General features: G+C 40.1%; 8 protein-coding genes, 1 tRNA gene and 1 pseudogene. 8 read left to right on the top strand and 2 right to left on the bottom strand.

The window, feature by feature from the left end:
• Positions 1 to 422 precede the first annotated feature (422 nt).
• From D0T84_RS19475 to D0T84_RS19460, 4 genes are all read left to right on the top strand, one after another.
• The gene (locus D0T84_RS19475) at positions 423 to 1,709 is read left to right on the top strand and encodes a hypothetical protein (RefSeq protein ID WP_185155776.1); all 1,287 of its coding nucleotides are present in this window, start codon (positions 423 to 425) and stop codon (positions 1,707 to 1,709) included.
• 31 nt (positions 1,710 to 1,740) lie between these two features.
• Positions 1,741 to 2,220, top strand: coding sequence for a hypothetical protein (locus D0T84_RS19470; RefSeq protein WP_163309522.1), 480 nt, complete (start codon positions 1,741 to 1,743; stop codon positions 2,218 to 2,220).
• Between the two features lie 249 nt (positions 2,221 to 2,469).
• The gene (locus tag D0T84_RS19465; protein ID WP_163309521.1) at positions 2,470 to 3,951 is read left to right on the top strand and encodes a DUF3078 domain-containing protein; all 1,482 of its coding nucleotides are present in this window, start codon (positions 2,470 to 2,472) and stop codon (positions 3,949 to 3,951) included.
• Between the two features lie 124 nt (positions 3,952 to 4,075).
• Positions 4,076 to 4,147: transfer RNA gene (locus D0T84_RS19460), tRNA-Met, on the top strand.
• A 151-nt stretch (positions 4,148 to 4,298) separates the two neighbouring features.
• Here the strand turns inward: D0T84_RS19460 and D0T84_RS19455 are convergent.
• Positions 4,299 to 4,715 (bottom strand): annotated as a pseudogene (locus D0T84_RS19455) (transposase).
• A 299-nt stretch (positions 4,716 to 5,014) separates the two neighbouring features.
• Here D0T84_RS19455 and D0T84_RS19450 point away from each other — a divergent pair.
• The 4 genes from D0T84_RS19450 to D0T84_RS19435 all read left to right on the top strand — a co-directional run bounded on the left by D0T84_RS19450 (position 5,015) and on the right by D0T84_RS19435 (position 9,858).
• The gene (locus tag D0T84_RS19450; RefSeq protein WP_163309520.1) at positions 5,015 to 6,280 is read left to right on the top strand and encodes a carboxypeptidase-like regulatory domain-containing protein; all 1,266 of its coding nucleotides are present in this window, start codon (positions 5,015 to 5,017) and stop codon (positions 6,278 to 6,280) included.
• Between the two features lie 52 nt (positions 6,281 to 6,332).
• A complete protein-coding gene (locus D0T84_RS19445) occupies positions 6,333 to 6,884 on the top strand; it encodes an RNA polymerase sigma-70 factor (RefSeq protein WP_163309519.1) in 552 nt (183 codons plus the stop codon).
• Positions 6,881 to 7,735: a FecR family protein gene (locus tag D0T84_RS19440; protein ID WP_163309518.1), complete on the top strand. Its 855-nt coding sequence runs from the start codon at positions 6,881 to 6,883 to the stop codon at positions 7,733 to 7,735. Before D0T84_RS19445 ends, D0T84_RS19440 begins: the two co-directional genes overlap by 4 nt.
• Before the next feature lie 548 nt (positions 7,736 to 8,283).
• The gene (locus D0T84_RS19435; RefSeq protein ID WP_163309517.1) at positions 8,284 to 9,858 is read left to right on the top strand and encodes a carboxypeptidase-like regulatory domain-containing protein; all 1,575 of its coding nucleotides are present in this window, start codon (positions 8,284 to 8,286) and stop codon (positions 9,856 to 9,858) included.
• Between the two features lie 42 nt (positions 9,859 to 9,900).
• Here the strand turns inward: D0T84_RS19435 and D0T84_RS19430 are convergent, their stop codons facing one another.
• Positions 9,901 to 11,049, bottom strand: a complete 1,149-nt coding sequence (locus D0T84_RS19430) for an iron-containing alcohol dehydrogenase (RefSeq protein WP_163309516.1) — start codon at positions 11,047 to 11,049, stop codon at positions 9,901 to 9,903.
• Between the last annotated feature and the right edge of the window lie 176 nt (positions 11,050 to 11,225).

The following is an 11,225-nucleotide window of genomic DNA, read 5'->3' as shown; positions in this document are numbered from 1 at the left end:
CCAAACTCTAAAAAAAATAAGCGGATAATTAATGAACTAAAACAATATGGGACTATTGCCGCTTAAAAAAGCTGTTTTTATAACGAACTATTGTATATAGAATATAAAACTTAGTCAAACTCCTTTTAGCCTGTGGTAAAAAATGAGTTTATCATAATTAATAATCCGCACGATATCAAAATGATAATAAAACCATAATGATGTTAGAAAGTAAAAATCAGGGATAATTGTGATAATTTTTAAAACCAAATTAAACCAAATAGAAAGTTGTCAGTCTATATAATATAAAAGCACAGTTTGAATATTTTAATATATTATACACTATGGAAAAATAATCCTAAAAGCCAATAATCTTTACCTACTGATTACTACAAAGAACATTTACGTACACCTATCTTAATAATAACTTAAATTATATCGCCATGAGACGAGATGTAATTTTTATAGCTGTACTTATATTATTCTTTACACAACAGGGTTGTAAAAAAGAAGTACGTAATGTTGACGATACAAAAGGAAATCTTAGACAGACAGAAAGAATAAAGGAATCTTATCCGGACGGAATTGCTATAGTTGATTCTGTTCGTAACAATGATTCTTTACAGAGTAAAGCTGCAAGGCAGTTTATTGCTTCCAGACAAAATCTAAAAGGGCAAAACTCTGAACCGGATAATTATGTATTAGCTCCTGTAGAACCATCTTTTTCATACGAGTTAAGGCATTGGGGGCAAGAGGAGGAAAATAAGGAAGTCTATTATACGAATGAAGGTTCTTCTGTTCTGTTTGATTATTATAATAGTTATTCTCCTTTGAATAGTGGTTACAACAATTATTATTACTACTATGATGAATATTATCCGGTGTATTCAGATAACTATTTTCCGTGGTATTACGATAATTATTACTATCCTGATCAGGACTATTATTATGATTATATAAGCCCTCCTGTATGGAATAATAAACCTAACAGGCCGGGCAGACCAAAACCTCCACAAAAACCAGACCCGATAAGGCCGGAACATCCGGGTAGCACGCGTCCACCTCAGAGGCCAGACCCGGAATTGCCTCAAAGGCCTGATTCCCCCTCATTACGACCATTACCTGAATCTGTATCAGGAAAGGAAAATGTGAACGAAGAACGTGAACGCCGTGAGTCTGAAGCCCGCCGCCAACGCGAAGCTCAGGAAAGGCAGGAACGTGAGAGTAGAGAATCCGAAGTTCGCCAGCAACGCGAAGCACAAGAGAGACAAGAACAGGAACGCCGTGAGTCCGAATCTCGCCGCCAACGCGAAGCACAAGAAAGGCAAGAGCAAGAGCGCAGAGAGGCCGAAGCCCGCCGCCAACGCGAAGCACAAGAGAGACAAGAACAGGAACGCCGTGAGTCCGAAACCCGCCGCCAGCGCGAAGCTCAGGAAAGAGAGGAACAGGAACGCCGAGAATCAGAGGCTCGCCAGCAACGCGAAGCACAAGAAAGACAAGAAAGACAAGAAAGACAAGAACAGGAACGTCGTGAGTCCGAATCTCGCCGCCAACGCGAAGCACAAGAGAGGCAAGAGCAAGAGCGCAGAGAGTCCGAAGCCCGCCGACAACGCGAAGCGCAGGAAAGGCAGGAACGTGAACGCCGAGAATCTGAAGCCCGTCAACAGCGTGAAACACAGGAACGCCAACAACGTGAGGCTGAAAGTAGCAGGCAGGGAGGTCGACGCTAAAGAATTTATTCATTGTTAAAATTATATAGTTATGAAAAAGTTATTGTTTTTAGTATTAGTTGTATTTTTAGTATCGTGTGAAGGGCCAACAGGGCCAATGGGGCCTGCCGGATATGATGGACTGGACGGACGGGATGGAAAGGATGGGTATGGTACAAGTTGGTACGTGACATCATTTACGATCCAGCCTAATGAATGGGAATTAGTTGGGAAGTCCGGAGAACTTAACTCTTATTTCTTTGTAGATAAGCCGCTGAAAGAGCTTAGTAATACAATTTATAAAGAGGGAGTGGTTGTCGGTTATATTGAAACAGCCAAAGATGTTAAAAACGGATTGCCGTATGTACTGCATTTAGGTGGGGAAGATAATCTTGGCGAATTTCTTTGGACCGAGACGGCTGATTTTGATTTTTATCCGGGAGGTGTCGGTTTCTATCTTACATACTCCGATTTTAATACACAGTTGCGTCCTACTTCAGCCAAGACATTTCATATAGTATTGATGTGGTAATGTTCTGGTATAATACTAAAGGCAGGCATCGGCGTTTTCTCCTGCCTGTCTTTAGTATTAGCCCGTTAATCGGCTAAAATAGCCCACTATTATCGCTTGGCGGAAAGGAAAATCATCTCAAAAATAGTTCTGAAAATTTGAACGAATAAAATTTGAACAGGCTCTAAGTATGAGATTTAATTGCTAAATTTGCAGTTTGTTATATTCTAAAGTATTATTAAGGGAACTTTTCTGAAAAAGATAAGTAAAATGAGAGTAAATAGGTTCTACCTCTGTTTCATTATTAGTTTGTTTGTTTTTGCTTCTGCCAATGCCCAAAATACTGGCTCTACGAAACAAAGAAAGGATAGTATATTGAATAATATAACCAATATAGACAAACAACTGAAGAAATTTACGGTAAGGGATGAAGCATCGGGTTTTTCAGCACCTTTGAAGATCGATACGATATATGCCAGAAAATTAAACCAAATCAACTTGTTGCCACAACGTAATAAAAATGGGCTGGTAATATTAGATAATGATTGGGTACCGTTTGATAACCGGACAACATTTAGAGATACGGTTATCCTCGATCCTGCATTTCTGCCTGTTGTTTTTGATGGCAGGATATTGCCGGACGATTTGAACTTCTTATCATCTGGTAACAAGACGAAAGCTTCGGATGAGTTTCTTTTGATTTCGCCGGACAGTACGTTTGCTCCCCAATTGGCTAGGGTAAAAGAGATCAAGGCTGCCAGAAGGAATTATTATATGAACAATCCTCAAAGGATAAGGCTAAACGCTTTTGAATTTGAAGAAATCCCGGTTTTGAAGGAGAATGTAGTTGAGAAAAGAAATATTTTTAAAGAATTACTCACTACTGATGACCCTATCGGAATAAGTAAACCTGAGGTGGAAAAGATAAAGATTGATCCAGTGTATTGGATTAGGACAGGAGAGCATTCTTTGCAGATGAACCAGAATAGTTTCCAGAACTGGTATGCCGGAGGAAATAATAATTTTAGCATTGTCAATTATCATAAGATAACACTCAATTATAAGAAGAATAAGATATCGTTTGATAATACCTTCGAGTGGAAATTGAATATACAGCAAACGCCTGCGGACACTCTTCATAAAGTGAATATAATAGAGGATTATCTTCGTGTGTACAGTGTGTTAGGTATATCCGCTTATAAAAAATGGTCGTATACGGCCAATCTTGAAGTAAAGACCCCTTTGTTTAATGGTCATCAGGTTAATGTTAAGGATCGGATAACAGCATTCTTGTCGCCACTGCAAGTGAATACAGGTGTCGGTATGAGTTATAAACTGGAAAAGGTATCTAAAGCAGATAAATATAAGAAATTGAATCTGTCCTTAGACCTGTCTCCGGTTTCTATCAACTATGTTTATGTAGGAAGTGAGAATGTTGATGAAACCCGTTTTGGTTTAGAGTCAGGTAAGAGCAGTAAACTGGATTTTGGTTCGACTATAAACCTGAACCTTTCTTATGGATTTAACCGATATAGCGGATTTACCACCCGGTTGAAATATTTCACCAATTATGAGAAAGTGTTAGTTGAAAATGAGAATAAATTTACGATGGCTTTCAGCCGTTATCTGTCATCATCTGTTTATCTCTATTTAAGGTATGATGACGGTGTTGGTATTGCCAACAGAAAAAAAGGTTGGGGTTATTTTCAGTTCAATGAGATGGTTGGTTTTGGGTTAAGTTATAAATGGTGAAAAATATTTCCATTTAAAGAGCTTGTAGTCAATAAGTAACTCGAAGGTATAGAAATAATTTATTTATTTACTCCTATTTATTTGGTTTGTTATAATAATTTCCATACTTTTGCACTCACAATATCGCGGGGTGGAGCAGTGGTAGCTCGCCAGGCTCATAACCTGGAGGTCATCGGTTCGAATCCGGTCTCCGCAACTGAAATTAGCGGAAACTGTTTATAATAAACAGTTTCCGTTGTTTTTATGCTTATCTACCTGGGCAGTTACGCGGCAGTGATTTGAAAAAAGACAGCTGGTCCCACTTTAGGGCTCAGCGGATTTTCCGGGTTGATTTCCCTTGTCGCATATCATGAATATAGCATCGCCAGCCTGTACATAAAGAACTTAATATCCCCTACTCCTCTGAATTGACTTCTTAGTGCTTTTATTTTAGCGTTGAATGATTCAGCCGAAGCATTCGTGAGTCTTTCATTGAAATAGTTGATAATTGTTCGGTTGTGATTTTCAAAGGTTTACAATACCCGGTTGAGCCCGGGTTCTCCATATTTTTCTACTTGATTATACCACTTGGCAAGTAATAATCTGGCAGTGTTTGCTGTAATCCGTTTGTTAAATATTTGAGTCAGCCTACTAGAGAGTTCATATGCTTGTTTGAGCTTAGGATAGGCCTCAAACAGGATTTGTGCACGGATTTTTTGCTGTTCATTCCATTTCGAATAATGTTTAAGAATGATATACTTAGAGCGTGCCATAATCTGTGGCATAGTCTCACTGTTGCTCATCCTTGTTGGTTGCCACGGCTCCAGTGAACGGCTCTGCCCTTTGGCTTCTTTGCGTTTCTCCTTGTATTTCCCAATAGCCTTGTTCTCTGCTTCGAGTACCTCCCAGCGGTATTTTACCCGAATATGGTCTACAATATGTTATTTTTAAGGGTTGTTACCTTTTTACCTTTTCATTATCGGTTAAAGAAAGTTAATTGTCGGTTTTTCTCTAGGGTTTTTCTCCTTTGACCGATCATAATAGTACAACCGGTTTTATTATTCATCACTAAAACAATATAGCCATGAGAACGAAATATTTGAAATTGATACAGATTGTTTTCACAATCCTTATTATATCGGGTGTTGCTATTCCTGTGTATGCAGGCAGAGATCCGGGGTATATTACTATAACCGGAGTGGTAAAGGACATAAAATCGAAGAAGAAGCTTGAGTATGTAAGTATTTCGATCCCCGGCACGGGTATCGGTACTATCTCGAATGCCGATGGCGGATTTTCGATAAAGATAAAGGATTCCCTTGGTGTGAAAACGTTAGAAGCTTCACATATCGGATACTATAATCAGCGATTGGCCTTGTCGGATAACGATATGGATGATGTAACCATCTTTCTTACTCCCAATGAGAACAAGCTGAAAGAAGTGATTGTAGAATCGATGGATCCACAAAAGTTAGTAGAAACCGCAATTATGAAGATAGCGGATAATAACAGCCTGTCAGCAAATCTCTTAACGGGATTCTATCGTGAGACGATAAAAAAGAGGCGTAATTATATCAATATCTCCGAGGCAGTGATTGATATTTATAAAACCTCATATACACAATCGGATGCACACGACAAGGTACAGGTACTCAAAGGCAGGAAGCTGCTTAGCCCTAAGCCGGGCGATACGCTGCTTGTGAAATTTGTAGGTGGTCCCAACCTTTCCACATATCTGGATGTTGTAAAAAATAAAGACCTGATGCTGGATAAAGAAACACTCCATTATTATAAGTTCAAAATGGAGAACTCAGTGATGATAAACGAGCGTCCTCATTATGTAGTGAGCTTTAAGCCACAGGTTATTTTAGCTTATGCGCTTTTTGATGGTAAATTATATATCGACCAGGAAACACTCGCTTTTTCCCGCGCTGAATTCAGCCTCGATATGAATGACCGTAACAAAGTAACACAGGCTATCCTGCGTAAGAAACCGTTCAGGCTGCACTTCAAACCGGAGGAAGTAGTCTATCTGGTAACATATAAAGAACAGGCAGGAAAGAGTTATCTGAATTATGTCCGTAACGAGGTACGTTTCAAGTGCGATTATAAGCGGAAACTATTCTCTACTAATTACACGATTGTTTCGGAGATGGTAGTGACCGACAGGCAGTCCGAAAATGTGAATAAGATTGCAAACAAACAGGCGTTTAACGACAGATATTCACTTTCGGACAAAGTCAGCAACTTCTACGATGTTAATTTCTGGCAGGGATATAATATTATAGAGCCGACGGAATCGCTCGAAACAGCCGTTAATAAATTAAAGAAAAATCAAAACAACTTCTGATCGATAGATTCTGTTTCACTATATTTGAATTTATTTGAAAGCTTTACCTGTTATGCTGAACGATATACTTATATTCAAGAAGATAAAAAGTGGCGATATCAAGACCTTCGAACAGGTTTTTCGCCAGTACTACATGTCTCTGTATATGTACGCGTTCAGCATAGCCGGTAAAAAAGAAGCTTCGGAAGAAATAGTCCAGGAGCTTTTTTATGTACTGTGGAGGGATAGGGAAAACCTGAATGTGATACGCTCATTGAAAAGTTACCTGTACGGTGCTGTTCGCAATCAGGCTCTACAATATTACGAACACCAGAGTGTAAAGGAACGGTACAGGGAAAATGTGCTTAGCCGCAAGGACGAGCAACCGGAGGCTACCGCACAGGAACAAATGGAGTATAAAGAGTTGGAACATATCATAAACCGTACATTGGAAAAACTTCCGGAAAGGCGTCTTAAAATTTTCAGGATGCACCGTATGGAAGGCCGGAAATATAAGGAGATAGCCGAGCTGTTATCTGTTTCGGTAAAGACGGTAGAAGCTGAAATGACAAAAACATATCAAATATTAAGGAACGAAATAGAAAAATATATACATGCGTCATGACTTTAAAAGAGAAAGATAATAAAATTACAGATCAGGCTTGGAACCGCCTATATAGCCGCTTGGAACAGGATAACTTGCTTCCCGGAGACGACGTGGGAGTAACTGCAAATTCCGGTCTGCGTACGGCTGTGATACGGTGGAGCGCAGTGGCTGCGATTTTATGTATTTGTGTTGTTTCAGTATTTGTAATCCGTGGGCAGAGAGCCGGACAAACAGATTTGCTGACTTTAAGCAACGAAAAAGGAGCGCCTACTATAGTGTCCACTTTAGAGGATGGTTCAGTTGTGTATCTGTCGGGGCAGACATCTTTACAGTATCCCGGTCGCTTTACGGATGATAAAAGAGAGGTTGTCCTGCATGGAGACGCTTTCTTTGATATTAGCCGTAATCCGGATAAACCGTTTATAATTGAGACGGAAAAAACAAAAATAGAAGTACTGGGGACATCGTTCAATGTGAAAAGTCATAATAACGCTGACTTTTCGTTATCCGTGCGGCACGGAGAAGTAAGGGTAACATCAAAAAAAGATGGGCAGGTAGTGAATGTCGTAGCCGGAGAAACAGCATTGTTCAGATCTGATAATTTACAGAAAATAAAGACTACGGATACAGGCCAGTTTAAGGCATACCTGAAACGTATCTACTTCAAAGACCAGCGTTTAGCCGATGTAGTGAAGATTATAAATATGAACTCGGACGCAGAGCAATTGAAGATAGCGCCGGAATTGGGAGACAGGCTATTGACTGTTACTTTCTCCGACGATACACCTGATACGATGGCTCAATTGATCTGTCTGGCTCTGAACTTACGGTTGACCCGGCAGGATAATATAATATCCATATCTAAGTAACTGTTTAAATTTTATTCGTTCCAATTTTTAGAGATGTTTTAGAGATGCTTATTTACATACGCTTCGCTCCTGTGACCGTTGGTTCTTCCTCGAAACGATAATAGCGGGCTATTTGAGTTGAGAGAAGGGAAAAAACAGCCGAAAACAGACTAAAAATGAACGAAGAAAAAGGTATAATAAAATATTCGTATAAAATTTAAACAGTTACTAAGTAACTGTTAGGAAATTTCACGAACAGTTACTAAAAAATGATATCGTACAGGACAAAAAACAATATAAAACCTGTAACTATCTGTTATGCTGCCCTTACAGGGCGAAATTTAGATGGATGGCTTATTCTCCCCAAGGCGTTGCCATTGGGCTGAAATATATTGCCCCTTCAGGGCGTTTTGATAAAACAGGCTGCAAGCCTAGCATAATTTAGCCTGGGGCAACGCCCCGGGAAACAATAGATAAAGTACCTGCGCCCTGTAAGGGCTACATAATAAGGTCTTTAAGCTTGCATAAATGTTTTTTGTCATGTGCTAACATAAAATGATATAACGCTAATGGGACATACGGCAGAAAATACACTTCATCGTATTTTAGTCTGGCTGTTGTTGCTGGTTATGGCAATTGCAGTACAGGCAGATGACGGAGGTGTGCTGAACCGTAAAATACAATTGCCGAAAAGCAAGGAAAGCATATATAAGTTGTTGAGGCAGGTATCTGATAAGTCGGGTTACCTGTTCATTTACGATAGCCAGATAATAGACAACGACAAAGAAGTAAAAATAGCAAAAGGAGAATATACCCTTCGTGAGGCTATCTATGCTATCACTGGAAATAACCGATTGAAAATAACAGTGATAGGCAGTCATATACTGTTGCAGCTTCCGGAACAAAAGAAGGTTTACAATACACCTCAGGCAGTAAAGACTGTGGAACCTGTAGAAAATGAGTACTTTACATTCACCGGCATGATCTATGACCGTATAACGGATGAGCCGCTCGCATACAGTACTGTCGGCGTCAATAATACGACTATAGGTACCATATCCAATCAGGATGGGGAGTTTAAGCTGATCTTACCTGATTCGCTCCGGCATTCGATTATAAGGCTAACGCGTGTGGGGTACGAAAATCAGGAGATTGAAGCTCAACTGTTGGAAGGCCAGCATGTGATATTTACCCTTGAGCCTAAGGTGATACCTTTGCAAGAGATTATTGTCAGGGCTGTAGACCCCAGGCAGGAGATAACCCGGATGCTTGCCCGCAGGAAGTTCAACTATCCATCGGTACCCACCTATATTACGGCTTTTTACAGGGAAGGTATAGAGCATAAGAAAAAGAACATTGATATAACCGAGGCAATCCTTAAGGTATATAAGACTCGTTACCAGAGTCCTTCAAATTTTGATCAGGTAAAACTGGTAAAAATGCGCCGTATAAGGAACGCGCAGGAGAGCGATACGATATTTACAAAGATGAAGTCGGGTATCAACTCGTGCCTGACGCTGGATTTGATGAAGGAATTACCCGATTTCCTGAATCTGGATGACTGGGATAAATATGATTATACGCATACTGATATCAGTGTAACGGACGGACGCAGGGTTAATATTATTTCATTTGAGCAGAAGGACTATATTACAGAGCCTTTGTATAAGGGCAGGCTGTTTATTGACGCAGAGAGTCAGGCATTGGTGGAAGCTCGTTTCGAAGTCAACCCTAAATATATTTCAATGGCTACGGATATGTATATCGAGAAGAAAAATAAGGATCTCAAGCTTACTTTAGAGGGTGCGCACTATACAGTCTCATATAAACTTTCGGGGGATAGCATCTATTACATTAATCATGTAAGGGGGGATATTGACTTCAAAGTGAAAAGGAAGCGGAAGCTTTTCAGCACACCGCTGCATCTTTGGTTCGAAATGGTAAATTGTAAGGTAGATACAGACGATGTCAATGGATTTTCGCGGAAAGAGCGGATTCCTACCCGGAATATCTTTTCAGATATCAAGTATAATTACGACAAGGATTTCTGGGGGCACTTTAATGTGATATTGCCTGAAGATAAACTGAAAGAGCTGATTATTAATAATTTGAGCGAAGTATCTGAAATAGAAGATATAAAATAAGCCGATATTACTAATATCGGCTTACTTTCGGTATGATGATCCTTATTTCCTTAATGTCAGTACCTCTTTTACTACGTCAGCTGTAATATTATGGCATTCGCCTAGTTTCCATCCACGTCCTGCAAGACGTTCCGTTACTTTGCTTATTGCCTCATCTCCAAGCCCGTAGTCAGACAGATGCGTTTTTACTCCCATCGATTCGAAGAAGTTCTCCACAGATTTTATTGTTCTGTCAATAGCATTATCTCCTTGTATTCCAAATACTTCTTTACCAAGGCGGGTAATCTTCTTCCCTTTCTGTTCCCGGAGTACGGTCATTATGCCCGGTAATACGATAGCAAGCGTTTGTCCGTGGTCCAGTCCGTAGAACGCGGTCAGCTCATGTCCGATCATGTGTGTTGCCCAGTCTTCCGGTACACCGCAGGCGATCCATCCGTTCAACGCCCATGTAGAAGCCCACATCAGGTTGGCGCGTACATCGTAGTTGGTTGGTTCTTTCAGCGCCTTAGGGCCTTCTTCAACCAATGTTTTTACAATGGCTTCGGCCATATTGTCCTGCAAAAGTGAGTCTCCTTGGTTATAGGTCAGGTATTGCTCCATTACGTGTACAAAAGCATCCACTACTCCGTTACCAGTCTGGCGTGGAGGAAGTGAATATGTAACAGTAGGGTCGAGCACCGAGAATTTAGGGTAGGTAAGAGGGGAAGCAAAGGCTAGCTTTTCCTGTGTTTCGGCACGGGTAATCACTCCTCCACTATTCATTTCCGAACCTGTTGCAGGCAGGGTAATGATATCGCCAAATGGCATGGCTTTCTTTACCTCAGCTCCTTTTGATAATATCTGCCAGGGATCCCCGTCTTCGAATAGTACGGCCGCAGATATAAACTTTGTAGCATCCAGTACCGAACCGCCACCAACGGATAAGATGAAATCGATCCCTTTTTCCTTAATCAGGGCAACAGCTTTCATACATGTTTCGTAATGCGGATTTGGTTCTATCCCCGCGAATTCGTACCATTCGTATCCGCTAAGGGCATTTACTGCCTGATCGTATACTCCGTTCTTTTTGATGCTTCCGCCACCGTATGTCATCAATACTTTGCTACCTTGAGGTATTTCGTTCACTATATCTTTAATAGTATCTTTCCCGAATATAATTTTTACGGGATTAGCCAGTGAAAAGTTATTCATAATTTATTTTCTTTTTGATTGATTGCAAAGGTATATCATTAAACCGAATAAGCGGAATCCGAATTATTAAATAAGTTAAATTTTAGTACATGACAAAAAATCTATTTTACTGACAATCAGCAAAATAGATGGTTGATTTTTTGGATAAGACCTTGATTTTTAGTATCTTGTAAAGA

It is taken from the genome of Dysgonomonas sp. 521 (assembly GCF_010501055.1).
In the GTDB taxonomy this organism is placed as follows: domain Bacteria; phylum Bacteroidota; class Bacteroidia; order Bacteroidales; family Dysgonomonadaceae; genus Dysgonomonas.
This window is presented reverse-complemented; position numbering and strand designations above follow the sequence as displayed.